Annotated in this window: 20 protein-coding genes and 5 tRNA genes; 18 read left to right on the top strand and 7 right to left on the bottom strand. The window is 67.7% G+C overall.

The annotated features are described in order from the left end of the window. Window positions 1-236 precede the first annotated feature (236 nt). From C1Y63_RS07590 to serA, 3 genes are all read left to right on the top strand, one after another. A complete protein-coding gene (locus C1Y63_RS07590; protein WP_106015852.1) occupies window positions 237-2,063 on the top strand; it encodes a DUF262 domain-containing protein in 1,827 nt (608 codons plus the stop codon). Further along, window positions 2,050-3,027, top strand: coding sequence for a hypothetical protein (locus tag C1Y63_RS07585; RefSeq protein ID WP_106015851.1), 978 nt, complete (start codon window positions 2,050-2,052; stop codon window positions 3,025-3,027). The genes C1Y63_RS07590 and C1Y63_RS07585 overlap by 14 nt, the downstream gene beginning before the upstream one ends. Window positions 3,028-3,285: 258 nt before the next feature. Beyond that, complete coding sequence (gene serA, locus C1Y63_RS07580; protein WP_106015850.1) at window positions 3,286-4,875, top strand: phosphoglycerate dehydrogenase; 1,590 nt, start codon at window positions 3,286-3,288, stop codon at window positions 4,873-4,875. A gap of 113 nt (window positions 4,876-4,988) precedes the next feature. Here serA and pth read toward each other — a convergent pair whose 3' ends face one another. Next, window positions 4,989-5,528, bottom strand: coding sequence for an aminoacyl-tRNA hydrolase (gene pth, locus C1Y63_RS07575; RefSeq protein ID WP_106015849.1), 540 nt, complete (start codon window positions 5,526-5,528; stop codon window positions 4,989-4,991). Between the two features lie 484 nt (window positions 5,529-6,012). Here pth and C1Y63_RS07570 point away from each other — a divergent pair, with 484 nt between their 5' ends. From C1Y63_RS07570 to C1Y63_RS07555, 4 genes are all read left to right on the top strand, one after another. Continuing rightward, window positions 6,013-6,561, top strand: a complete 549-nt coding sequence (locus C1Y63_RS07570; RefSeq protein WP_106015848.1) for an OsmC family protein — start codon at window positions 6,013-6,015, stop codon at window positions 6,559-6,561. A gap of 166 nt (window positions 6,562-6,727) precedes the next feature. Then, window positions 6,728-8,002: an acyl-CoA dehydrogenase family protein gene (locus C1Y63_RS07565; protein ID WP_233195638.1), complete on the top strand. Its 1,275-nt coding sequence runs from the start codon at window positions 6,728-6,730 to the stop codon at window positions 8,000-8,002. Window positions 8,003-8,013: 11 nt separating this feature from the next. Beyond that, window positions 8,014-8,511 carry a flavin reductase family protein gene (locus tag C1Y63_RS07560; RefSeq protein WP_233195637.1) on the top strand — a complete coding sequence of 166 codons (498 nt, stop codon included), beginning with the start codon at window positions 8,014-8,016 and terminating at the stop codon, window positions 8,509-8,511. Window positions 8,512-8,615: 104 nt separating this feature from the next. Further along, a complete protein-coding gene (locus C1Y63_RS07555; RefSeq protein ID WP_106015846.1) occupies window positions 8,616-9,635 on the top strand; it encodes a 3-isopropylmalate dehydrogenase in 1,020 nt (339 codons plus the stop codon). A 304-nt stretch (window positions 9,636-9,939) separates the two neighbouring features. On the opposite strand, the gene fepB is transcribed toward C1Y63_RS07555, so the two are convergent. From fepB to C1Y63_RS07530, 5 genes are all read right to left on the bottom strand, one after another. Further along, on the bottom strand, window positions 9,940-10,983 hold the full coding sequence (gene fepB / locus C1Y63_RS07550; RefSeq protein WP_106015845.1) for a Fe2+-enterobactin ABC transporter substrate-binding protein: 1,044 nt from the start codon (window positions 10,981-10,983) through the stop codon (window positions 9,940-9,942). Between the two features lie 226 nt (window positions 10,984-11,209). Next, entirely contained in the window at window positions 11,210-12,085 is an 876-nt protein-coding gene (locus C1Y63_RS07545; protein WP_106015844.1) for an ABC transporter ATP-binding protein, read from the bottom strand. A gap of 89 nt (window positions 12,086-12,174) precedes the next feature. Continuing rightward, entirely contained in the window at window positions 12,175-13,281 is a 1,107-nt protein-coding gene (locus C1Y63_RS07540) for an iron chelate uptake ABC transporter family permease subunit (protein ID WP_106015843.1), read from the bottom strand. Beyond that, the gene (locus tag C1Y63_RS07535) at window positions 13,281-14,306 is read right to left on the bottom strand and encodes an iron ABC transporter permease (protein WP_146128894.1); all 1,026 of its coding nucleotides are present in this window, start codon (window positions 14,304-14,306) and stop codon (window positions 13,281-13,283) included. The genes C1Y63_RS07540 and C1Y63_RS07535 overlap by 1 nt, the downstream gene beginning before the upstream one ends. Before the next feature lie 61 nt (window positions 14,307-14,367). Beyond that, a complete protein-coding gene (locus C1Y63_RS07530; protein WP_106015841.1) occupies window positions 14,368-15,651 on the bottom strand; it encodes an alpha/beta hydrolase-fold protein in 1,284 nt (427 codons plus the stop codon). A gap of 165 nt (window positions 15,652-15,816) precedes the next feature. On the opposite strand from C1Y63_RS07530, the gene C1Y63_RS07525 reads away from it, so the two are divergent. The 4 genes from C1Y63_RS07525 to C1Y63_RS07510 all read left to right on the top strand — a co-directional run bounded on the left by C1Y63_RS07525 (window position 15,817) and on the right by C1Y63_RS07510 (window position 20,230). Further along, the gene (locus tag C1Y63_RS07525) at window positions 15,817-17,673 is read left to right on the top strand and encodes a putative nucleotidyltransferase substrate binding domain-containing protein (RefSeq protein ID WP_106015840.1); all 1,857 of its coding nucleotides are present in this window, start codon (window positions 15,817-15,819) and stop codon (window positions 17,671-17,673) included. Window positions 17,674-17,731: 58 nt separating this feature from the next. Further along, entirely contained in the window at window positions 17,732-18,409 is a 678-nt protein-coding gene (locus C1Y63_RS07520) for an exonuclease domain-containing protein (RefSeq protein ID WP_106015839.1), read from the top strand. A gap of 175 nt (window positions 18,410-18,584) precedes the next feature. After that, window positions 18,585-19,382, top strand: coding sequence for a fumarylacetoacetate hydrolase family protein (locus C1Y63_RS07515; protein ID WP_106015838.1), 798 nt, complete (start codon window positions 18,585-18,587; stop codon window positions 19,380-19,382). Between the two features lie 158 nt (window positions 19,383-19,540). Next, window positions 19,541-20,230, top strand: a complete 690-nt coding sequence (locus tag C1Y63_RS07510; protein WP_106015837.1) for a hypothetical protein — start codon at window positions 19,541-19,543, stop codon at window positions 20,228-20,230. Here the strand turns inward: C1Y63_RS07510 and C1Y63_RS07505 are convergent. Beyond that, window positions 20,227-21,450 (bottom strand): isochorismate synthase MenF, encoded by a 1,224-nt coding sequence (locus C1Y63_RS07505; protein ID WP_106015836.1) that lies wholly within the window; start codon window positions 21,448-21,450, stop codon window positions 20,227-20,229. The two genes, C1Y63_RS07510 and C1Y63_RS07505, sit on opposite strands and share 4 nt — an antisense overlap. A 79-nt stretch (window positions 21,451-21,529) precedes the next feature. Between C1Y63_RS07505 and gltX the strand changes: the two genes are divergently transcribed. The 7 genes from gltX to C1Y63_RS07470 all read left to right on the top strand — a co-directional run bounded on the left by gltX (window position 21,530) and on the right by C1Y63_RS07470 (window position 24,994). Continuing rightward, window positions 21,530-23,014, top strand: a complete 1,485-nt coding sequence (gene gltX / locus C1Y63_RS07500; protein WP_106015835.1) for a glutamate--tRNA ligase — start codon at window positions 21,530-21,532, stop codon at window positions 23,012-23,014. A 199-nt stretch (window positions 23,015-23,213) separates the two neighbouring features. Continuing rightward, a tRNA-Gln gene (locus tag C1Y63_RS07495) sits at window positions 23,214-23,285 on the top strand. Window positions 23,286-23,321: 36 nt separating this feature from the next. Then, a tRNA-Glu gene (locus tag C1Y63_RS07490) sits at window positions 23,322-23,394 on the top strand. 196 nt (window positions 23,395-23,590) lie between these two features. After that, window positions 23,591-23,662 (top strand) — tRNA-Gln (locus C1Y63_RS07485). 36 nt (window positions 23,663-23,698) lie between these two features. After that, window positions 23,699-23,771, top strand: a tRNA-Glu gene (locus C1Y63_RS07480). 203 nt (window positions 23,772-23,974) lie between these two features. After that, window positions 23,975-24,047: transfer RNA gene (locus C1Y63_RS07475), tRNA-Glu, on the top strand. 134 nt (window positions 24,048-24,181) lie between these two features. Beyond that, window positions 24,182-24,994, top strand: coding sequence for a hypothetical protein (locus C1Y63_RS07470; RefSeq protein WP_106015834.1), 813 nt, complete (start codon window positions 24,182-24,184; stop codon window positions 24,992-24,994). Window positions 24,995-25,003: the final 9 nt, after the last annotated feature.

The following is a 25,003-nucleotide window of genomic DNA, read 5'->3' as shown; positions in this document are numbered from 1 at the left end:
TGCTTCGAGGGCTTCGATCACGAGTGCTTTGATGTCGTCGCTGTAGCGGGGCATAGGGGTTCCTTGCGGGGTGTTGAGGTAGGGAGTTCATCGGGGCGCGGGACCCCTGGGGGCTAGTTTGCCCTATGCCAAAAATTGAAGCAGACCCTCCCCATCCGGGGGTGGGTATCGGTAGGCGGCTGGTGTGGTGAATCTCCGGGTGCGTGCACGCAGCGTGCGGGGCTAGTGTGGGAGGCATGGGTTTTTCCACGCCAAGCTATGACCTCATCGACCTGTTCAACCGCATCGACCGCGGTGACTTGCAGCTGCCGGACTTTCAGCGCCAGTACCTGTGGGACGTCGACCACATTCGCAGTCTCCTCGTGACGGTGCTGCGCGGCTACCCGATGGGTGCCCTTCTGGCCCTGGATACCCGCAATGAGCCGATGCGTTTCCGGCCCCGGCCCCTGGACGGCGCGCCTGAGAACCACGTGAACCCGGGTCTTTTGCTCCTGGATGGGCAGCAGCGCATGACCACGCTGTACCACTGCCTGCGTGGCGACGGCATCGTCGATACGGTCGACCACCGCGATAAGAAGATTCGCCGCCAGTTCTACGTCGATATCGCCACTGCTGTAGCGCACGACATCATGCCCGACGAGGCCGTTATTTCCGTCTCCGCCTCCGGGGAGGTGCGCTCCCACTTTGCACGCCGCCGTTTCCAGCGCGTCGACAACGATGCGCACGCCATCGAGCAGGGGCTCATGCCCGTGAGCGCTTTGCTGTCTGATCGGGGCAGCGACATGCTCTTCGACTTGGCTGCCAGTGGCGACCCGGCAAAGAGCCAGGCGGCGAAGCAGTTCCACAACCAGATCGCCAAGCCTTTGGTTCGCTACAGCGTGCCGATGATTCGCCTTGATCGGGAAACCGCCCAGGGCGGCGTGGGCTCTATCTTCGCGCAGGTCAACTCCGCCGGCCTGCAGATGGGTGTGTTCGACCTGCTGACTGCAGTGTTCGCATCGGAGAACCCCGACTTTTCTCTCATGGACGACTACCGCCTCACCGAAGAGGTGCGCGCCCATCATGCCAATCTGGCGGGCCTGAAGCGCACCGACTGGCTCATGGCAGTGTCGCTGTATGTGACCGCCAAGCAGGGCTACGCCCGCGGCCAGCGTGAAGACATTCTGAGGCTGTCGTTGGACGAGTACTTGGCTGGTGCGGCCCGCATGCGCGAGGCCTACGTCATGGCGTCGGCATTCCTCAGCGAACGCGACATTCTCACCAAGGATCTGGTGCCTTATACCTTCCAGATCGTTCCGCTGGCTGTCATCCTCGCCTTGTTGGACGATGCGAGTGCGGAACTCGGCGTGCCCGGCGGGGTGCTCGCCAACGCGGAAGCTCTTGATCGCCTGCACCGCTGGTTCTGGTGTGGTGTGTTCGGTGAGCTCTACGGCGGCCCGAGCGTGATTAACCGCGCCGCCCGCGACGTCATCGAGGTCGTCGCGTGGGTTATCGATGGTGCCCTCGGGGAGAACACTGCGCCGGTGCCCGGCACTGTGTCCTCGGCAACCTTCGTTGAGTCCCGTCTCCTCAGCGCCACCCCAAAGGATGGCCTGTATAAGGGCATCTATGCGCTCATCATGGGGCGTGGCGCGAAGGACTGGCGTACCGCCCAGGAGTTCACTGCGGACACCTACTTCGCCCTGGACACGGACTTCCACCCGATTTTCCCGCTGGCCTACTGTGCGGAGGCGGGCATCGACCCGGTGCTCGCAACCTCGGTCATCAACCGCACCCCGATGGCACGTCGCACGGAAGTCATCCTCGGCGGGGCTTCTCCGGCCCGCTACTTGGGCCGCGTCCAGGCCAAGTCGCTCATGGAGGACGATGAGTTCGATGCGGTGCTCGCCACCCACGTGCTCGACCCGGCGCTGCTGCACAAGGCGAAGGCGGATGCCTTCTTCGCTGACCGGCGCAGCCAGCTCGTGGACATGATTGACGTCGCGATGGGGGCCACCGCCCACCGCGATGTCAATGACGACGACCTGACCGGCGGGGTGGAAGGGCCGAATGCCTTCGCCTAACCGACTCCGTTTGACGCCTGCCCGTGACCGGGCTGTCACCCGGGTGGTGGCAGTGCTGGCGGCCTGCGGCACACTGGTGTCGCTCGCTGCCTGTGCGGACGAGCAGACGAGCGCTCCTGTCACTGCCAGCTCGACGGCGACGCCGACGACGAGTGAGGCTCCGCCGGCTCCGTTGCTGCCGACGGGGACGACGACTCTGCTGCCTGGGCATCGCATCGTCGCCCTCTACGGGCACCCCAGTGGCCCTGCCCTGGGTGCCCTGGGGGAGCAGCCCCCTAGTGAGGCCGTGGGGCGCGTGCAACAGATCGCCGAGTACTACCAGCCGTTCAGTGACCTGCCGGTCGTCCCCGCCTTCGAAATTATCGCCACCGTGGCCGCCGCCGACCCCGGTGCGGATGGCAACTACGTCAACGAAACCGACCCGGCTGACCTGGTGGAATCTGTGGACGCCATCACCGCAGCCGGTGGCATCGCGATCCTTGACATTCAGCCCGGGCGGGATAGCCTGCTGAACCTCGCGCAGCAGTACACCGACCTGTTGCTGCGGCCCGGGGTGGGGCTTGCTATTGACCCCGAATGGGCCCTCGGGCCAGAGGATCTGCCCGGTGACAACGTGGGGCACGTCGACGCAGAGCAAATTAACGAGGTCGCAGACTGGTTGGCCCAGCTCACCCGGGACAACAACCTTCCGCAGAAGCTGCTGGTGCTGCACCAGTTCCAGCTGCAGATGATCCGCAACCGGGAGAATCTCAACCTCGAGCACCCGGAACTCGCCACCGTCATCCATGTCGACGGCCACGGCCCCCGGGAAGACAAGATGCTCACGTGGGACACGATGCGGCAGGAACTCGACCCGCGCATCTTCGTCGCGTGGAAGAACTTCTACGACGAGGACCAGCCGATGTTCACCCCAGAGGAGACGATGGCGGTCGCCCCGCAGCCGGTGTTCGTTTCTTACCAGTAACCCCGCAGCCGACGCGCCAGTGGGCTGGGGGTGCTGGAAGGGGGTGGGGTGTGGTGGATATCCGTCACAGACGGGGGCGATGCGCCTACCCCCGTAACCCCTGGTTAGTGGGCGGTTAGGGCATCGTTGGTCTAGGCTTGCTGCTTGAGTCACGCGCCAGGTGATCCGGCGCTGACCCCTTGCGCTTTTCACCAGTCGACGCGGTCGTGCCGACGGGCGCAAGTGGCGAAAAAAATATCCTTACAGGAGATCAAGCACGTGAGTAACCGCCCGGTTGTCCTCATCGCAGATAAACTCGCTCAGTCCACCGTTGATGCCCTCGGCGACGCCGTCGAGGTGCGCTGGGTGGATGGCCCCAACCGTCCTGAACTTCTCGCCGCCGTCGCCGACGCGGACGCCCTGCTGGTGCGTTCCGCGACGACCGTGGACCGGGAAGTGCTGGAAGCAGCGCCGAAGCTGAAGATTGTCGGCCGTGCCGGTGTGGGCCTGGACAACGTTGATATCCCCACCGCCACGGAGCGTGGCGTCATGGTCGTCAACGCCCCGACGTCCAACATTCACTCCGCCTGCGAGCACGCCATCTCCCTGCTGCTGGCGACCGCCCGCCAGATTCCCGCCGCGGATGCAACGCTGCGCCAGGGGGAGTGGAAGCGTTCCTCCTTCACCGGTGTCGAAATCTTCGGCAAGACCGTCGGCATCGTCGGCTTCGGCCACATCGGCCAGCTGTTCGCGCAGCGCCTCGCCGCCTTCGAAACCACCATCATCGCCTACGACCCCTACGCCAACCCGGCGCGTGCCGCGCAGCTGGGTGTGGAGCTGGTGTCCCTTGAGGAACTGATGGGCCGGGCGGACTTCGTCACCATTCACCTGCCGAAGACGAAGGAAACGGCCGGCATGTTTGATGCTGAGCTGCTCGCCAAGGCGAAGAAGGGGCAGATCATCGTCAACGCCGCCCGCGGTGGCCTCGTCGACGAGCAGGCCCTGGTGGATGCGATTGAGGCCGGCCACATCCGTGGCGCAGGTTTCGACGTGTATGCCTCCGAGCCGTGCACTGACTCCCCGCTGTTCGCCCGCCCCGAGGTTGTGGTGACCCCCCACCTGGGTGCCTCCACCGTGGAAGCCCAGGATCGTGCCGGCACCGACGTGGCGGACTCTGTGCTCAAGGCCCTGGCGGGCGAGTTCGTGCCGGATGCCGTCAACGTTGATGGTGGCCGCGTGGGCGAAGAGGTGGCCCTGTGGCTGGATCTGGCCCGCAAGCTGGGTCTCGTCGCCGGCGAGATTCTCGACGTCGCCCCCGTCACCCTTGAGGTCACCGCCCGTGGCGAGCTGTCCAGCGAGGACGTGTCCACTCTCGGCCTGTCGGCTCTGCGTGGCCTGTTCAGCGCCATCATTGATGAGCCGGTCACTTTCGTCAACGCGCCCCGCATTGCCGAGGAGCGTGGCGTGGACCTGAAGGTCACCACGGAGCCGGAGAGCGTCTCCCACCGCTCCGTCGTGGAGGTCAAGGCCATCGGCGCCGATGGCAGCACCGCCTCCGTCGTCGGTGCCCTGACCGGCCTGGAGCGTGTCGAGAAGATCGTCCGCATCAACGGCCGTGGCCTCGACATGCGTGCCCAGGGCCGCAACCTGTTCCTGCACTACACCGACGCCCCCGGCCTGCTCGGCAAGGTCGGCACCAAGCTGGGTGCCGCGGGCGTCAACATCGTCGCCGCTGCCCTGTCCCAGGACTCCGACGGTGAGGGTGCCACCCTGGTGCTTCGCGTCGATTCGGAAGTTCCTCAGGCACTCATCGACGAGATCACCGCCGAACTCGTCGCCAAGGCAATCCAGCTCGACTTCGACGCCTAAACAGTCACCGCGCACGCGCCGCGGCCAGTGCCCGCCCCCGACACAGTGATGTGACGGGACAGCGGGGACGGCCGCGGCGTTGCTGTTTCTTCGCCCCGTGGGTGCAGGGAGGCCTACAGGCCCCGGATGTAGTCGTCCACGACCCGCAGCGCCTCATCGATGGCGACGGGGAGCTCCTGCTGTTCCGCCTTGGTGAACGGCTTCAACACGAAACTGCGTGGCTCCTGCCGGCCCGGCGGGCGGCCGATGCCGAAGCGCAGGCGCGGGAAATCTGGGGTGCCCAGCGCTTTCGCGATGCTTTTCAGCCCATTGTGCCCATTCGCCCCGCCACCGAGCTTGATGTCGGAGGCCCCGAAGTCCCGGTCTAGTTCGTCGTGGATGACGAGAATGTTGCTGGGCGGCACCTTGTAAAACTGGCTGACGGCCTTCACCGGCCCGCCGGAGTCGTTCATGAAGCTCCGCGCCCGCATCAACGCCACGGTGGTCGCGCCCTGTTTGAAGGCGCCGAGGAACGTGTTGGTCTTCTTGTGCTGGCTCAAGGTGACGTGCTCCCGGGCGGCGAGTTCGTCGACGATCATGTAGCCGATGTTGTGGCGGGTGCGTTCGTACTCCGGGCCCGGGTTTCCGAGGCCGACAACAAGCAGACTGTTCATGCCCTCCATCCAATCACATGGCCCCGCCGAGTACGCCGTGGCCGCCGCTGCACGAGGGGAGTGGACCAATCTGTCTGTTGGTGGACTGTGTGGGTGGGCACTTGGCGCGCAGATTCACCCCCGGGGGTGATGTGGGGGCCGTCGGTGCGGGTGGCGCCCGGTGGGTCTGTACAGGTGGGTGTGGGTGGTGGCGCCGTGAGTCTGGTGGGCGCGCAGCTCTCGCGGCCTGCAAGGCTGTGACGTGCGCTGATGGCGCTTTGTGGCGGTGGGTGTGCGGTGGCGTGGTGAGGAGCAATCGATGGTATTTGCAGGGCGGGGGAGGGGGGAACTTCTCTTACAAATAGACGAAGCGGTTTAGAAAAGTCGCCTCGCACTAGACAGGACCGTCTAGAAGTGTGTATGGTCGTCTGCAACGTCGACCTGGAGCACATGCCCGGGGCGGCGGGACACACTCACGACCACACGCCTTTTGACAGGAGCACTCATGTCTTCCCTCACTCCGAATCATGCCGACGGCACCCCGCTGGAGCCGATTGACGCCGCGCGTCTCGACGAGCTCGCCGCCAAGAACATCGCCAACCCTGAGGGCGGCAGGAAGGTGATCCGCACGCACACGGAAGCTGACGGCAAGTTCCGCAATTACACCCAAATCCGTGACCTTGCCCCCGTCGTCGTCGCGGAGCCGCCGGCGCTGCTCGGCGACGATGTGGCCGCAAACCCCACCGAGATCGCCCAGGCGGCGCTGGCATCCTGCATCAGCGTGGGCCTGCAGGCGATCGCGACCAAGCGGGGCGTGACCTTGACCAAGATCGCCATCGACATCGAGTCCGATATCGATGTCTCCCCGACGTGGGGTGTCGGCGATCTGGGGGAGCACAAGCGCCCCGGCGTGTCCGACGTGCGTGTCTCCATCGAGCTTGAGGGCGACGCCGACCGGGAGACCTTGCAGCAGATCCACGACGACGCCATTACCTGGTCCCCGGTGGTCAACACCTACACCCGCCCGGCCCAGCTGACCTCCACCTTGAAGTAAGCCCCGTTCGCAGACTGCCTGCGGCGATTCCTCTCTTCTCCATTCGCTGTGCCGCCACCCTCCACGCATGCGCCTGGCGCACTCCAGTCGCTGCCCCGGGGGTGGGGCCGCGCGGCTAAGAACTTATTGCACCCCGTAAACACGTCCCTGAAAGTTGATTGTGAACATGACGACTGCTGTGAAACCGTCCCCCTCCCGTCCGACCCCGGCTGCTGCTGCACGCCCCGCTGATGGCGTGGCGGGGGAGGCCCCACCCGGGGTGGGGCAGCGTGTGGGGCGCCCTGCTCCCGCCTCCGAATTCTTTAGCGCGGCCGACTCTGTGCCTAGCGTGCATGCGTCGCTTCTGGCCCAGGTCGCGCGGAGTGCAGCGGCTGTCGACCAAGGGCAGCTGGAGGCGCGCTACGTGCTGCCGCTGCTCGCCGAGGAGGGGCTGTTCGGTGCGGAGGTCTCGCTGTTGACGCGGGCGCGCGCCGTGCGGGCTCTGGCGGAGGAGGATCTCTCCGTGGCGTTTAGTACCTGGGCGCACCTCATGGCGTTGACGTATGTGCGCCAGGGGCACAGTCCCCGGTTGCATCAGATCGCGGATGAGCTTGCCCTCGGCGTGCGCCCCGGGGTGACGGGCATGGCGGCGGCGATGAAATATGCATCCGGCTGCGGGGAGATCGACCTCGTTGCCTCGCCCGTGCCGGGCGGGGTGGAGGTCACTGGCCGACTGGCGTGGGCGTCGAATCTTTACGACGATGCGGTCATCGTCACCGCAGCTCTGGGGCAGGACGGCCAGCCGATCGTGTTCGCCGTCGAAGCCTCCGCACCCGGTGTGGATCTCGGCGCGCCCTTCCAGCTGCTCGGCATGAATGCGACTGCCTCCACGTCCGTCACCCTGGAGCGGGTGTTCGTGCCGGAGTCGCAGATCATCACCGCCGACTTCGCCGCCTTCGTCGCCGCAGTCAAACCCACCTTTGTGGTGCTGCAAACCTCGGAGTGCCTGGGCCTTGCGGCTGCGGCCGCGCGCGGGGCGCAGTCCCGACTGCAGGGGGTGAACGCGGTGGTTGCCCCGGATCTTGCCGAGCTGCAGCAGCGCCTGGGGGAAGCCATCGATACCCAGGAGTCCCTGGCGCGCGCGGGTCGCGCCACCGCCCGGGAGCTGCTCATACTCCGCCTGGAGGCCGCGCGGCTGGCGGTCGATGCCACGGCCCTGGAGATCCGCGTCGCCGGGGGCGCTGGCTATGCGAAGTCCACGCCGGCGTCCCGCAGGTTCCGGGAGGCGGCGTTTATTCCCGTGCAGTCCCCCTCGGAGACGCAGCTGCGCTGGGAACTCGCCCAGCTCGACGGGGCTGATGCTACCCCCGCTGTTGATGTGGCGGGCGTGGGGGATGTGGGGGTGGATGCGGCAGCTGTCGCTGCCCCCGGAGGTGTGCCTAGCGTAGGAAAGGACGTGTAATGTCGACTGCTGTGACTGAGCTTTCCCCCGATGCGGCACCCACCACGGTCAGTGGTGCTGAGCTGCGCAGCGCGGCAGGAATGTTCCCGAGTGGGGTGACCGTGGTGACCACCCGCGCGGCGGGCGTCGACTATGGCATGACGGTCAGCGCCTTCGCCTCCCTGTCCCTGGAGCCGGCGATGGTGCTGGTGTCCATCGAATCCACCTCCCACACGTTGCCCCACCTGGCGCCCGGATGCCCTGTTGCGGTGAGTGTGCTCTCCGACGGGCAGCTGGAGCATGCGGTGCAATTCGCCCGGCATGTGCCCGACCGTTTTGCCGGTGTTCCATTGCGTCGGGAGGGTGATGCCGGTGTGCCGGTGCTGAGTGAGGCGGCGGCGTTCTTCGTCGGCACGGTGGCCAGCTGGGCTGACGGCGGTGACCACACCATCGTCACCATCTTTGTTGAGGAGTGTCACGTGGATGTCACTCGCGAACCGCTGCGCTACCACCAGGGGCGACTGGGGTAGGTCGCCCCGGGGGTGGGGGTGTGGGGGAGAAATGCTGGTGCGCGGTGTGGGTGGGCTTGCTAGACTAGGCGGCGTCTTATCCAATGGGAAAAGGAGTCCACAGAATGAAACTCGCCGTGATTGGTGGCGACGGCATCGGCCCCGAGGTCACCGCCGAAGCACTCAAGGTCCTGGCAGCTGTCCGCGACGACATCGAGACCACCGAGTACGACCTGGGTGCCCGCCGCTACACCCGCAACGGCGAACTCCTCACCGACGAGGACCTGGCCTCCCTGCGGGAGCACGACGCCATCCTCCTCGGCGCGATCGGTGCCCCCGGCCAGGTGCCGCCCGGCATCCTGGAGCGTGGCCTGCTGCTGAAGATGCGCTTCGCGCTGGATCACCACGTCAACCTGCGGCCCAGCAAGCTGTACCCGACCTCCACGAGCCCGCTGGCCAATCCTGGCGAGATTGACTTCGTCGTCGTCCGCGAAGGCACCGAGGGGCTCTACTGCGGTAACGGCGGCACTCTCCGGGAGGGCACCCCGCACGAGGTGGCGTCCGAGGTCTCCCAGAACACCCGCTACGGTGTCGAGCGCGTCGTCCGTGACGCCTTCGCCCGCGCGCAGGCCCGCCGCAAGCACCTGACCCTGGTGCACAAGACCAACGTGCTCGTCAATGCTGGTTCCCTCTGGCAGCGCACCGTCGACGAGGTGGCCGCCGAGTACCCCGAGGTCACCGTCGACTACAACCACATCGACGCCGCCACCATCTACATGGTGACCGACCCGGGCCGCTACGACGTCATCGTCACCGACAACCTCTTCGGTGACATCCTCACCGATCTGGCCGGTGCGGTGACCGGCGGCATCGGGTTGGCGGCCTCCGGCAACATTGACGCCACCGGGGTCAACCCCTCCATGTTTGAGCCGGTCCACGGCTCCGCGCCGGATATCGCTGGCCAGGGCATCGCCGACCCGACGGCCGCGATTTTGTCCGCGGCGATGATGCTGCGCCACCTCGGCGACGAGGACAATGCCCGCGCCATCGAAGAGGCCGTGGCGGCGGACGTGGCCCAGCGGGGTGACGGCCCCATCCGCACCACCGAGGTCGGCGATCGTATCGCCGCCGCCGTGCGCCGCTAACAGCACAGACGCGCCACCTACCACCGGCCGCCGGACCCCACCGATGGGGGAGCCGGCGGCCGGTGGTGTTTCTTGGAGACACGCGCGCCCCCACGTAGCCCCATTTTTTTTGCGTCACACCCGCATCGCGTGCGGGGCGTGGACACAGGGGCTGTTTCATTGTGTGACGGCGGGTGGCAGCTGTGAACCCTCACATTGAGGGCGCAATACACAAGCCGCCGCACAGCGCCCTTCATCGGGGTTGCTGTGCGGCGGCCGGGTGCGGGGTGAGGCGGGCTTCCGCTCTCACACCAGGGGGGTTGCGTTACTTCGCGAGCTGCTCCTGCAGGCGACGAGCCATGTCGATGGAGGAGTAGGAGTCCAGGCGGAAGGAGTCCAGGCCGGCGTCGTAGACGCGATCGCCGGTGACGTAGGGAGCCTCAGCCAGGGTCGGGTTCTCCTTGAGGGCGGTGACGTTCTTCTCATCGCCCGCGATGATGACGACGGACTCGCCGTTGAGCGCCTGGGAGAGGTTCTCGCCGGAGACGGTGACGATGTCGGAGCGCTTCTTGCCTTCCTTGGCGTTGTTGCCGAGGGACGCATCCGGCTCAGCAACGGTGAAGCCCAGGGAGGTCAGCAGGCGGCCCTGTGCGGAGTCCTTGGTGAAGATGTTGTACTCGGCCTTCTTCAGGTTGTACACCAGGGCGCTGGTCGGCTGCTCCGGGAGAGCGATGTCAGCCTTGATGGCGTCGATCTCCTTGTTGTAGTCGGCGATCGCCTGCTCAGCGTTGGCCTCCAGGCCGGTGGCCTCGCCCAGCTCGGTGGCGATCTCCTGCCAGTCCTTATCGGAGTAGTCGATGACGATGGTCGGCACCACGGCGGAAATCTGGTCGTAGAGATCCACGGCGGAATCCTGGCCGGAGGCGGCCATGATCACCAGGTCCGGCTGCTCGGCGAGGATCGCCTCAGCGTTCGGGGTGAGCTGGTACAGGGGCTTGACGTCGCGCTCGTGGGCGACCTCAGCCCACTGCTTGAAGAAGCCGTCGGAGTCAGCCAGCGGGGTGTCCGCCTTCGCGCCGCCGGTCGCGATGACCGGGGCGTCGATGGTCAGCAGGGAGCCGGTGAGGGTCACCGCGGTGGAGACGATGCGCTTCGGCTGCTCCTTGATTTCCACGTCGCCCTTCGGGGTGGAGATCGTGCGCGGCCAGGAAGCCTCGGCTGCCTGGGTGGCGGCTGCGGCGGAGGTGGCGGCGGTGGAGGTCGCGGCACCGGTGGAGTCGGTCTCCGAGTTGGAGCAGCCCGTGAGCGCCAGGGCGGACGCGCCCAGGATGGCAGCCGTCGTGCGCAGGCGGAAGCGGCGGGAAGTCATAACAGTCAGGTCCTCCGAAAGGTGGATGGAAAGTCGGTCTGTTGTAACCCTACACATATCTGCGGGGTGTGGGGGTGACAATAGGGCAGATTTACCCCCGCCGTCCCTCCCCGCGAGACCCATAGCCGCGGGAGAATGTGAAGAAAGCCGCAGCGTACACCCCACGTCACACCCCGGGTGCCGCCGAGGTGCGGCACCACACCCGCGCCGGGTGCGTGCCCGCGTCTTAGGCGCGACGGTTGCGTTCCTTCGGGATGATCAGCGGTTTGCCGGTCACCGGGCAGGTCATGACGTGCGCGTCGAGGGCGAACACCTCGGCCAACAGCTCCGGGGTGATGATCTCCTCGGGGGTACCGGCGGCCACCACCCGGCCCTGCCGCATTGCGATGAGATGGTCGGAGTAGCGCACCGCCAGGTTGAGGTCGTGCAGCACCATGACTGCGGTGCGGCCCTGCTCCCGGCACAGGGTGGTCACCATCTCCAGCACATCGATGCTGTGCGTGAGATCCAGGTACGTCGTCGGCTCGTCCAGCAGCACCGTCGGTGCATCCTGGGCGATGGCCATCGCCAGCCAGGCGCGCTGCCGCTGCCCGCCACTGAGCTCACTCAAGGGCCGCTCGGCGAACTCCACCAGGTTCGTTGCCTCCAGGGCCCGGTCCACGGCCTCCGCGTCCGCGGCACTGAACTGCTGCAACCACGATTGGTGGGGGTGCCGGCCCCGGGCCACGAGCTCCATGACGCGCAGCCCATCCGGTGCGGTCGGCGACTGCGGCAGCAAACTCAACCGGCGGGCCCGTTCCTTCCGGCCCAAGGACTCAAACAGCTGGCCTTCGAATTCGACCTCGCCGCTGTGCTCCAGCAGCCCGCACATCGTCTTCAGCAGCGTGGACTTACCGCACCCGTTGGGCCCGATGAGCGTGGTGCGGACCCCGCGGGGAATGTTCACGTGCACGTCGTGGAGGATGGGCGTGCCGTAGCCGGCCTCCACACCGCGCAGCACAAACACATCCCCCTGCGGGGAGGACGCTGCGGACGCGGCGGCGGACGGCGCGGGGGACGCCTGGGGTGTGGGGTGGGAGGAGTGCGGGGGAGTAGCAGTCATGGGGAGCCAAACGTTGAAAGCGGGAACAAGGGGAGCAAAACGGGAGAGAAAAAACAGAGCCGGGGTGGATGGCTGGGCGTGGGCGGTGTTTACGTGGTCTTCCGGTTGAGGCGGATCACCAGCGCCAACAGCACCGGGGCACCAACGGCGGCGGTGACGATACCGACCGGCACCTCCCAAGGCAGGGCGGTGCGGGCCGCCACGTCGGCGGCGACGAGCAGGAGCGCCCCCACCAGCGCGGAGGGCACCAGCGGCGGGGTGGTGCTGCCGCACAGCCGCAGCGCGATCTGGGGGCACACGAACGCGACGAAGGCGATGGGGCCCGCGGCCGCCACCGCCACGGCGGTGAGCACGACAGCGACGACGAGTTGTGCGCCCTGCGCGCGGCGCACATTGTGCCCCAGCATGTGGGCCACATCCGGGCCCAGGGTCAGCGCCTGCAGGGCGAACGCCAACCAGCCGGCGAAGCCGATGCACACGGCCACGACGACAAGCGCGGGGATCGCTTCGCCCCAGTCGCGGGCCACCAGGGAGCCGGTGAGCCACAGCTTCGCGCCCGCCGCCTGGTCAAGCTGCGCGCGGGCCAGCAGCCACGTCGTCGCCGCGGAGAGGAACATGGACACCGCCACGCCGGTGAGCACCAGGCGCAGCATGTTGTCCCGGGAGGTGCGCCCCGCGAGCAGCCACATGACGATGCCGGTGGCCAACCCGCCGACGATGGCGATGAGCGGCACACCAAGGTTGCTCAGCGCGGCATCCGCCACCGCCGACCGCCCCGTCAGTGTGAGGGCGGCGACGACCGCCACCGACGCGCCCGAGGAAATCCCCAGCACGTCCGGCGACGCCAGGGGGTTGCGCGCCACCGACTGGGTGAGCGCCCCTGCCATGCCCAGCGCCGCCCCCACCGCGAGGCCGGCGGCCACGCGCCCGGCGCGCCACTGCAGCACGATGGTGCGGGAGATGTCGTCCCCGCCGCCGGTGAAGGCGGCGACGACCTGGTGTGGGGTCAGCGGGTAGTCGCCGACGGTGATGGCCCAGATGGCGGCCGCGACGAGGCCGGCGGCGAGGAGGACGCTGACGACGATGGTGCGGGGGTGGACGATGATCGTCATGCGGCCCGCCCGGAGCGTGCGCGGCGTGTAGTTGGCCTGCGTGGTGGCGCGGTCCGGGGTGGGGGTGGTGTGTGGCGTGGTCATTACAGGGCCACCACCTTGTTACGGCGCACGAGAGCGATGAAGAACGGCACGCCGAACAGTGCCAGGACGAGGCCCATTTCTAGTTCGCCGGGGCGGGCGATCAAGCGGCCGAGCATGTCTGCCCACAGGGCGAGGATGCCGCCGACCAGCGCTGCGGCGGGGACCAGGAGGCGGTAGTCGACGCCGAGGATGCCGCGCACCATGTGCGGGGCGGCCAACCCGATGAAGTGGATGGGGCCGGCGGCGGCGGTCGCAGCACCGCCCAGGCAGGCGATGGTGATCATGCCGAGTCCCCGGTAGCGGGCGACCGGCACGCCGAGGGAGGTGGCGACGTCCCCGCCGAGGCTCAGCGCGTTGAGCGCCCGGCCGTGCACCAGGGACAGCAGGAGGCCGACGGTGGCCAGGGGTGCGACGGCCCGGATGACGGGCCAGCCGCGATCCGCAACCGAGCCAGTTGCCCAGGCGCGGAAGGTGTCCAGGGTGTTGAAGTCGGCGAGCACCAGGCCGTGCACCACCGCCATGAGCAGTGCGCTCAGCGCGACGCCGGCGAGGATCACCGACAAAGGATTCGCCGCCATCTTGCCGGTGGAGCTCACCGCGAAGACCACCAGTGTGGCGCACAGGCAGCCGGCGAGCGCGGCCCACACGTATTCGGCGGGGGTTTCCGCCACCCCGAAGAACACGACGGCGACGACGCCGAATGCGCCGCCGGCGTTGATGCCGAGGATGCCGGGATCCGCCAGGGCGTTGCGGGTGTAGCCCTGCATGAGGGCGCCCGCCGCGCCGAGAGCGATGCCGGCGAGCACCGCCACAATGGTGCGGGGGATGCGCAGGGTGCGGATGATGACGGCGAGTTCGCCCGCGCCTTCGTCGTCGCGCAGGCCGGGCAGGATGGACTGCAGGCCATCGGCAAGGCTGTTGGCGCGGGAGCCGACGGTGAGGCTGGCGATGCAGCTGATCCCCAGCACGATCACCATCACGATGAGCACGAGGGGGATGGGTACGGAGTGGGGAGAAAACTTCACCGGCACAGACTAGGCAGACCTTATGCGTTTGCGCCACCCCTGGGGGTGACGTGCCCCGGGGTTAGTGCTGCGCGGACTGGGTGTCGGTGGTGTGCCGGTAGCGGGCGGCCGCGGCGCGCCGGGCCTCGGCCAGCGTGGGCGTGCCGGACAGCAGCAGCGGGGCGGCGGCGAAGACTTCCCGCCACCAGGTCATGTCGTGCCCGCCGGGGAAGGTGGTGTCCTCCACGCGGTGGCCCCGGGCGCGCAGCGTCTCCGCCGCGGCTGTCTGAGCTGCCTGGGGGAAGAGCCACTCGCCGGAGCCTTTCACCATGACCACCAGGGGCGCCTGGGTTGTCGTGGCCGCAGGGCCGGGGGTGGGGAGGTTGAGGCGCGCCCATGGGGTGGAGGCGCAGATCGCCGCATCCACGAGATGCGGGTGCCGGGCGGCCAGCCGGGCCGCGCCGAGACCCCCGTAGGAGGAGCCTGCGACCGCCCACCGCATGCCCGGGGTGTGGTGGGCGGCCATGGCGGCCGCCACCTGGTCGAGAAACTCCTCGGAGTCCAACAGGTTGTGGGCGCGGACTTCCATCTGCTGGCCGTTGTCCACCAGCAGCACGGTGTCGGCGCCCGCGGCGTGGAGGAGGGTGGGCACGCCGGCGGCGAGCCCGTGGGGCCCGTCGAAGACGACCACCCCGAGGCGTGCATCGGCGGATGCGGTCGTACGGGTGCTCACCATGAGCGCGGGGATATCCTGCGCGGCCTGCGCGGCGGCATCCGGGTGCGGCACCCAGGTGGTTGCTGCGGGGGTCAGGGCCGCGCAGTCGAGGGGGCTTTCCACCGCACCTAAGGCGGTGACCATTCCCTTCGAGGTGCGCACCGCAGGGCCCGCGGGCCGCAGGTCGAGGCGAGTGCCGTGCGTGCAGATGTTCAGCCACCACTGGCGCTGCGCGGGCCCCGGCGGGGGAGTTTCCCCGGCGGGGATGGGCAGCAGTCGCACCCCGCCCGCCCAGCCGGCGGGCACGCTGATCGCCACGGCATGGGTGGAGGGGTCTGCGGCAAGCGGTGTGAGGGTCGCCGCGGCAAGGCTGGAGCGGTCGGTGCGGCCGCCGGCCTCCAGGAAGAGCACGTGGCCCGCGGGCACCATGGACTCCTCCACGGCGGCGAGCAGCACCGATTCCGCAGGGGCTGTGGGGTGCGGCAGGACCTCGGCTGCTGTGCCTGCGGCGGCGATGCGGCGCGCCGCGTGGGACAGCTCCTCGGTCCACGCCACGCGGTAGTCGCCGATGGGGTGCGGGCGGGTTCCCGGCGCGACCTGCGGGGCGGGGGTGCTGGGGCTGGGGGTGTCGTGGGCGGGGTGTGGTGCCATGGGTGGAACTCTAGCGCGCAGGGACCCCCACCGGCAGCACGCGCACTTCGGTGTGGCTGCGCTAAGGATGGGCGCTGGTGTGGGGGTGCCGCACCACTACCCCCTATGGTGTGGATTACGTTCAATGGCCAGATATGTTCTGCGGCACACGCTAGGATGCGTGCCATGAGCGTCGAAGTTGAAGAAGTCCGCCACCTGCTGGACACCGTGGAGCCCTTCTGCCACCTGCCCGGCGACGTCCTCGACGACATCGCCCACCACATGACCCTGTCGTATGTGCGGCGCGGCACCACCATCATCGCCGTCGGCAACCCCAACGATGAGCTGTACATGATCCGCTCCGGGGCGGTCGACATCGTGGACGACTCCGGGGTGCTGCTCGACCGCCGGGATCAGGGGCGCTGCTTCGGCTACTCCACCATCATGGGGGAGAACATCAGCCGCTACGACATGGTGGCCGTCGAAGACACCCTCCTCATCGCACTCGCCCGCCCGCACGTGGAAAAACTCGTCGGCGCGCACGCGGATGTGGCCCGCTACTTCTCCTCCCAGTCGGCGCGCATGCGGGCCGCAGCCACCCAGCTCCGCCAGGAACCCGGCAGTGACGTGCTGCGCACCCGGCTGGGGGAGTTCATGATCCCCGAGCCCGCCCACGTCCACCCCGAGATGACGATCCAGCAGGCGGCCCGCACCATGCAGGAACGCAACGTCAGCTCCCTCCTCGTCGTCGACTCCGGCGAGCTGCACGGCATCGTCACCGACCGGGATATGCGCGGCCGCGTCGTCGCGGACAACATGGATGTCACCCTCCCGGTCACCGCCATCATGACCGCCCGCCCCCGCACCGCCACCCCCGACACCCTCGCCTTCGAGGCGATGCTCACCATGGCGGAACTCGGCATCCACCACCTGCCCGTCGTCGACGAGGGGCGGCTGGTCGGCATCGTCGCCAGCGCCGACATCATGCGCCTGCTCCAGCACGACCCCATCTACCTCACCGCCGACCTCTCCCGCAGAAGCACCCCGGAGGAACTCGCCGCCGTGTACTCCTCCGCGGGGCAGGTCGCCGCCCGCTTCGTCGAGCGCGGCACCAGCGCCGAAGACGTCACCGGCCTGCTCACCGTGGCGGCGGACGCGCTCGCGAAGCGGATGATCCACCTCGCCGAAGACGAGCTGGGGCCCGCGCCCGTGCCCTACGCCTTCGTCGTTCTCGGCTCCCAAGGCCGCCGGGGCATGGGCCTGGCCAGCGACCAAGACAACGCCCTCATCCTCGACGACAGCTTCGATGCGGCCGCCCACGGCGACTACTTCAGTGAGCTGTCCCGCAGGGTGTGCACCGGACTCGACCACGCCGGCCAAGTGCTGTGCCCCGGCGACATGATGGCCAGCAACCCCGCCTGGCGCATGACCGTCACCCAGTGGCACCAGCACTTCCACCAGTGGATCACCGCCCCCGAACCCGACGCGCTGCTCGCCGCCCAAGTCTTCTTCGACATGCGCCCCATCGCCGGCACGGTGAGCCTCGGGGAGGCGGTCCACCACGCCGCCGTCGCCCAAGCACACACCGCGCCCCGCTTCCACGCCCACCTCGCCGCGCTCGCCGCCCGCCGCGAACCCCCACTCGGCTTCTTCCGCGGCCTCGTCGTCGAACGCTCCGGGGACTACGCCCACACCCTCGACGTGAAAAAAGGCGGCATCGCCGCCATCGTGCAGATGGCCCGCCTCTACGCCATCGCCGCCGACGTCCCCGCCCTCGGCACCCGGGAACGCCTCACCGCCGCCGCCGGGCACGGGCTGCTCTCCGAACGCGGTGCCGCCGACCTGCGCGACGCCTTCGACTTCCTCAGCACCATCGCCCTGCGCCACCAAGTCACCCAACTCCGCCGCGGCGACACCCCCGACTACCACATCGACCCGAAGGACTTGAGCAAACTCGACCGCGAGCACCTCCGCGACGCCTTCCACATCGTCAAGTCCATCCAAAACGCGCTCGCCACCAAGTTCCCCATCCGCACCATGTAGCCCACGGCCACACAGCCCAGCAACCACCCCACACCGACCGCAAGGAGGCACGCACACCATGGCCGGCATCTTCGACCGCCTGCGCGGCAAACGCCACGCCCGCCAGGCCCACGGCCCCCTGGCCGAGTTCTACACCCACCCCCACCCCGACGCCGCGACCCCGCTGCACTCCGCACCCCTGCTCGCCGTCGACGTGGAAACCACCGGCCTGCACCCCGGGCGCGACCAGCTGTTGTCCATCGGATGGGTCCCCGTCAACGGGCTCACCATCGACCTCTCCGGGGCCGGCCACGTCATCCTCCAAGGGGCGGCGGACGCGGAGCCGGCCGTCGGGCACTCAGCCACCATCCACGGGCTCACCGACACGGACATCGCCGGCGGCGTTCCCGCCGCCGACGCCCTCGCCCAACTCCTCACAGCACTCCAGGGGCGCGCCATGCTCGTCCACTACGCAGCCATGGAACACGGCTTCCTGGGGCACGCCTGCCGCACCCACTTCCACGCCGACCTCACCGTGCCCACCGTCGACACCTTCGCCCTGGAACGCCGCCACATGGAACGCATGGCCACCTACCCGCGCGGGGAGGACCTGCGACTGCCGCGCGTGCGCGCCCGCTATCGCCTGCCGCACTACCGCAGCCACCACGCGCTCACCGACGCCCTCGCCTGCGCCGAGCTTTACCTCGCCCTGGTCGCGCACGGCAAAGCCACCACGCTGGGCCCACTGCTGCTGTAGCCGCCGGGGCGCGCCGGGCGGGGGAGTGCAGGCCGATGCCCGGTGGCGTGGGGTGCACCGGCGAGGGGCTCGGTGGGGGCACCCGTCGGGGGTAAATGGAACGGTCTTCCCACGTCGCGGGACGTCCTCGGTGGGGGATTCCCACAGGGCGACAAAATTTTTGTAGGCTTGCCGCATGCGTTTTGGACGAATTGCAACCCCTGAAGGAATGACCTTCTGCGTCATCGAAGGCGACGGCGACGCGGCCGTCGCGAAGGCCATCGCCGGCCACCCCTTTGGTGACCCGGAATACACCGGCAAAGAATATCCGCTCAAGGATGTGCGCCTGCTCGCGCCGATGCTGCCCTCCAAGATTGTCGCGATCGGCCGCAACTACGCCGACCACGTCGCCGAGGTGTTCCACAAGAGTGCCGAGTCGCTGCCGCCGACGCTGTTCCTCAAGCCCCCGACGGCCGTCATCGGCCCCGGCGCGGCCATTAAGATTCCCTCCTTCGCCACCAAGGTTGAATTCGAAGGCGAACTCGCCCTCGTCATCGGCCGCCCCTGCAAGAATGTGGAAGCCAAGGACTGGCGCAGCGTGGTGCGTGGCTACACCATCATCAACGACGTGTCCTCCCGCGACCTGCAGTTCGCCGACGGCCAGTGGGCTCGCGCCAAGGGTATTGACACCTTCGCACCGCTCGGCCCGTGGATTGAGACGAACCTCGACGCCATCGATGTGACCAACCTGCCCATCAAGGCGCACCTCACCCACAATGGTGTGACGGAGACCAAGCAGGATTCGAACTCCAACCAGATGATCATGAACATCGGGGAAATCATCGAGTTCATCACCGCCTCCATGACGCTGCTGCCCGGCGACGTCATCTGCACCGGCTCCCCTGCGGGTACCGCGCCGATGACCCCCGGCGACTACATCGAAATCGAAATCCCGGGCATCGGGCGCCTCGGCAACCCGGTCGAAGCCGCCTAACCCCACCCCCGGATGCGACACCAGCGCCCACCGGCGAGGATCTTCTCCTTCGCGCGGGCGCTGGTGTTTGTGTCTTCCCCCGCTACCATGGGGCCGATAGACACCTGTGACCCGCTGGGCCCCAGCGTGGTTTTCCTCCCCGTGCGAAAGGATGGCGCGTGCGCGCAGTGACAGTTGCCGACCCGGACCTTCAACCGACGGTGCGCATGCTGGCCATTGGCCAGGGCGTGATTTTTACTGCGCTGTGCCTCCTGTGGGGCATCAACCATAACTTCGGCATGCACCTCCACATGCCGCTCAGTGTGGCGACGGCGGCATCCGCCCTCGGCTCGGCGGAGATCTTCACCTACCGCAGCAAGGGACTCGCCCGCGGGTGGCTGCTCGCGCAACGCTTCGAAGCACTCGCCCTCCTCGGGGCTGCGATCCTCCTCGGGCTGCTCAGCGCACTGAGCCCCATTGCCTACATGCTGCTCGACGACGAATCGGGAAGCAACCGGCTCTTCCTCGCCATCGAGCAGGTCGCCTACGGCATCGTCTACGTCAGCATTGCGCTGGCGATCGTGGCGCTGTGGGCGCCCACGCAGCGGCGTTTCCGCATCATCGGGGCAGTGCTTGTGGTCGTCCTGCTCATCATCACCCTGATCCGGGAACGCATCGACCGCGGACTGCCCTCCGGGCCGGACGATCGGATTCACGTGCTGCGCCTCATCCCGCCCTTCGAGCTGTCGCACCACTGGGATGTGGTGTTCCACCAGCTGTTCGTGCTCGCGATCGTCGCGCTGGTGTCCCTGGCGGTCGTCTATATCAAGCGTCGGGACTTGCCGCGCGCGGCGGGTGCGGTCCGCTAGTCGCTGTACTCCTCGGGGCGGAAGCCCAGGGTGCGCATGATGGTGCGCAGCTTCGCGGTGGTTTCCGCGTACTCGGCTTGCGGGTCGGAGGACGCCACAATGCCACCGCCCGCCCAGGCGCGCAGGTGCCGGCCGTCGGGGGAGACCTCCGCGCAGCGGATCGCCACCATGAACTCCCCGTCGCCGTGACGGTCCGCCCACCCCACCGCGCCCGCGTAGAAGCCCCGGCTGTCGCCCTCCGCGAGGTCGATGAGCGCGTAGGCTTCCTCCGTCGGGGTGCCACACACCGCCGGGGTGGGGTGCAGCAGCAACGCCAACTCCAGTGCCGTGCACTCGGCATCGTCGACCTCGCCCTCAATGCGGGTCGCCAGGTGCCACATGTCGGTCGTGCCTGTGACGAACGGGCCCTCTACCCGCAGGTTCCGCGCCAGCGGAGCCAACGCCTCCTGCAGGTGCTGCACCACGAACGCGTGCTCCGCGAGGTCTTTGCTCGAGGCCAGCAGCTCCGCCTCGGCGGCGCGGAAATCGCGGGCGTTGTGCGCTGACCGGGCGGCACAACTGCCGGCGGTCGCCCGCCGGCGCGGCCGGCTGCCCGCCAACGGTTGCACGGAGATCCGGCGGCCCTGCTTCTGGATCAGCACTTCCGGGGAGGACCCCACCAGGGTGCCGCCACCGGCGGGGGAGAGGTCCGCGAGGAAACAGTTCCGCAACTCCTCGTCATGTAGCAGCCGCGCCGCGATGAGTCGTGGGTCCAGTCCCGGGGTGCACTCCACATCGACCCGGCGTGCAAGGACCACCTTGTCGAGGCTGGTGCGTTCCATCGTGGCGATCGCCGCCGCCACCGTCGCCAGGTGCTCCTCCCGGCCGGGCGCCATCCCCAGCACCCGGCTGTGTACCGGCGCCCCCATGCTCGCCCGGTAGTACGCCGGCGGCTCCAGGGGAGAACTGCTCCGCTCGATGTGCTCCGGCACCGTGAGCGCCGCCGGCGCGCCCTCGCTGGCCACCCCACTGGTGATCTCTGCGGTCGTGCCGTCGGAGGTCGGCAGAAACGGCAGCGCGCCGACCACGATGTCCACCGCGCCGGACCGCAGCGCCTCCACCGCATCCCACGGGTTGCGGAACACCTCCCGGCGGCCGCGGGTGCGGATCGCGGAATGCTCGCGGGACAGCAGGAAATCAGGGGCGCCGGCGGGGATGCCGGCGGGGCGGGAATCGACCATAACCCCACTGACTCTACTGCGCCCGGGGGTGACAGGCCGCCGGCGGCGGATGCGACGGTGGGCGGTATGCTTGTCGACCATGAAGGAAGTTCGCGTACGATTCTGCCCCTCGCCGACGGGTACCCCTCACGTCGGCATGGTCCGCACCGCCCTGTTCAACTGGGCCTATGCCCGCCACACCGGCGGCAAGCTGGTCTTCCGCATCGAAGACACCGATGCGGCCCGCGACTCGGAAGAGTCCTACCAGGCGATCATTGACTCCCTGAAGTGGCTGCACCTCGATTGGGATGAGGGCGTGGACGTCGGCGGCCCGGACGCCCCCTACCGCCAGTCGCAGCGCGCGGACATCTACCAGGATGTGCTCGCCAAGCTCAAGGAGTCCGGTGACGTCTACCCGGCGTACTCCACCCCGGAAGAAGTCGAGGCCCGCCACGTCGCCGCCGGCCGCGACCCGAAGCTCGGCTACGACAACTTCGACCGCGACCTCACCGCCGAGCAGATCGCCGCCTTCGAGGCCGAAGGCCGCAAGCCGGTGTGGCGTCTGAAGATGCCGCACAAGGTGTGGAAGTGGAACGACCTCGTGCGCGGGGAGATCGAATTCCAGCCGGAGACGCAGCCCGACTACGTTGTCGCCCGCTCCAACGGTGCGCCGCTGTACACCCTCGTTAACCCCGTCGATGACGCGCTCATGGGCATCACCCACGTGCTGCGCGGCGAGGACCTGCTGCCGTCCACCCCCCGCCAGCTCGCCCTCTACGAGGCCCTGGAGCGCATCGGGGTCGCCACGCAGACCCCGCAGTTCGGGCACCTGCCCTTCGTCATGGGTGAGGGCAACAAGAAGCTGTCCAAGCGTGACCCGGAATCCAACCTCTTCCACCACCGCGACGCCGGCATCATCCCCGAGGGCATGCTCAACTACCTGGCGCTGCTCGGGTGGTCGCTGTCCAAGGACCAGGACATCTTCTCCATCGAGGAGCTCGTCGCCAACTTCGACGTGGCAGACGTGTTGAAGAACCCGGCGCGCTTCGACCAGAAGAAGCTGGAAGCGATCAACGCCGACCACATCCGCCTGCTGAGCCTGGAGGACTTCACCGGCCGCCTGCGCGACTACCTGGAGACCTACAAGGGCTTCCCCGCCGACTACCCGGCCGACAAGTTCGCCTTCGCCGCGGAGCTCGTCCAGACCCGCATCAAGAAGCTTGAAGACGCCGACGATCTGCTGCGCTTCCTCATCACCAGCGACGCCGACCTGGTGCTCGATGAGAAGGCGGCGAAGAAGAACCTCAAGGAGGATGCGGTGCAGCCCCTGGAGGAGGCCATTGCCGTCCTCGAGGGCGTCGAGGACTTCACCACCGGCCCTATTGAGGCAGCCCTGTCGAGCCGGCTCATCGAGGAACTCGAACTCAAGCCCCGCAAGGCCTACGGTGCGCTGCGGGTCGCGATCTCCGGCAAGCAGATCTCCCCGCCGCTGTTCGAGTCCATGGAACTCCTCGGTAAGGAATCCACCCTCGCGCGCCTCAAGGCAGCCCTCGCGGTGACCCCCTACGTCGCCCCGGAGGCCTAACACGCGCCCGGCCGACGCCGCCGCACCCGCGAACTCGCGCACCCCGCCCTCCCACAGTTATCTGTGGGGGTGCGGGGTGTCCGCGTGTGGAAGGTCCCAGAGGCGCTCTGACCAGGGGAGTTGTCAAGGCTCTCGCCGTATGGTTATATTATCTCCCGTCGCGCCGAGCGCCCCACAGTGGGAAGCGAAGCGAAGATAATGCCCTATGGTGTAATTGGCAACACGAAGGTTTCTGGTTCCTTTATTCTTGGTTCGAGTCCAGGTAGGGCAGCTGCACACACTACAGATGTGGTGAGTGCTGTACCGCGCCCCGTTCGTCTAGCGGCCTAGGACGCCGGCCTCTCACGCCGGTAACACGGGTTCAAATCCCGTACGGGGTACAATGCATAACCTCCCACCGATGCTTATCGTGGGAGGTTTTCGCATGCTTCAGCGCGGTGGTGAGCGCACGGCGCTCGCGGCCGCCCAGGGGAAGCCTGTTGTCACACGTCGAATTCGTGTGGTTAAATAGCTTCTCGTTGCGCGACTGGAGTGACAGGGTCCGTCAAGGGCTCGTGGCTCCTGTGATGCAACAGATGCCCTATGGTGTAATTGGCAACACGAAGGTTTCTGGTTCCTTTATTCTTGGTTCGAGTCCAGGTAGGGCAGCTGCACACACCACAGATGTGGTGAGTGCTGTACCGCGCCCCGTTCGTCTAGCGGCCTAGGACGCCGGCCTCTCACGCCGGTAACACGGGTTCAAATCCCGTACGGGGTACAACGAGACAACCTCCCACCGACACTTGTCGTGGGAGGTTGTCGCATATCTGCTTCCCGGTGATGGCTACGCCCCAACTGGGGGTGCGTGGGGCACTGTCGCCACTGTGATGGACTGCGGGATAAACAGGTTCCTGACGTGGCGATTTGTGCCCGTGGCCTTGCGTCATTACTATTGTGCGAGTCCGATACGGACACAGACGAGCCCCGTTCGTCTAGCGGCCTAGGACGCCGGCCTCTCACGCCGGTAACACGGGTTCAAATCCCGTACGGGGTACACATCACCCGCCTCAGTGAAAACTGAGGCGGGTTTTGCTTTTGTCCTCAAGGGGCGGACTCACGTGGCCGTGGGACCTATGGCTGTGGATGATGCGGCGGCGGGGGAGCAGGCTGCAGGCCTAGGCTAGAAGCATGACTGACTCAATCCTTGCTTGTGACACCGCTGGTGCCCACGTCACCGCGATCGGAGACGTGTTGTACACCTCCCCGGAGACGCGGCGGATGCCTGAGGCTCCGATCCGCGGCGGCATTCCGCTCATTGGCCCGCAGTTCGGCACCCGCATGGCGGCAGCGTTCCCGACCTTGCCCAGCCACGGGGTGCTGCGGCGGGAAGAATGGACGATTGTCGACGCCACGGAGACCCACCTGGAAGCCACCCTGACGTTCGATGGGGTGGAGTATCGCTACACGGTCGATGTGCAGCTCGCAGACGCTGATGCTGCCGCCGCTGCGGTGTCGGGTTTTGTGTGCCGCCTGGAGGCCCGCAACACAGGCGTGGAGGACATGGCCCTGCAGTTGGGCTTCCACCCGTACTTCGCCCTTGGGGATGTCCGCCAGGCCACCGTGAAGGGCGTTGGCGCGGCGGTGATCGCTGACTTCCGTGGCCCGGGTACGTTCCAGGCCCCGATGAAAGACACCATCACTTTCACGGAGGCCGGATACGACCGTGGTGTGCGCGGGGCGCGGACGCTGTCGATCGTCGACCCGGTGGCGGGACGCACCATCACGGTGTCCTCTGATGCGGCGGACACGTTCGTTGTGTGGAATCCCGGTGTGGAGCAAGCACGTGGTTTCGCCGACATGCCGGATGAGGGCTGGTTGGATTTCGTGTGCGTCGAGCCGATGATTCACGGTGCCGCAGGCGATGGGGAGCCCTTGCCGGCGGGACAGACACTGCGCCTCGACATGACGGTGCGGGTGGAGCAGGGCGTGCCCCGCGTGTAAGTCCCACAG

The sequence above is a fragment of the Corynebacterium sp. 13CS0277 genome (assembly GCF_002994655.1).
In the GTDB taxonomy this organism is placed as follows: domain Bacteria; phylum Actinomycetota; class Actinomycetes; order Mycobacteriales; family Mycobacteriaceae; genus Corynebacterium.
Note: the sequence above shows the minus strand (reverse complement) of the source record. Positions and strands in the feature narration are given on the sequence as shown.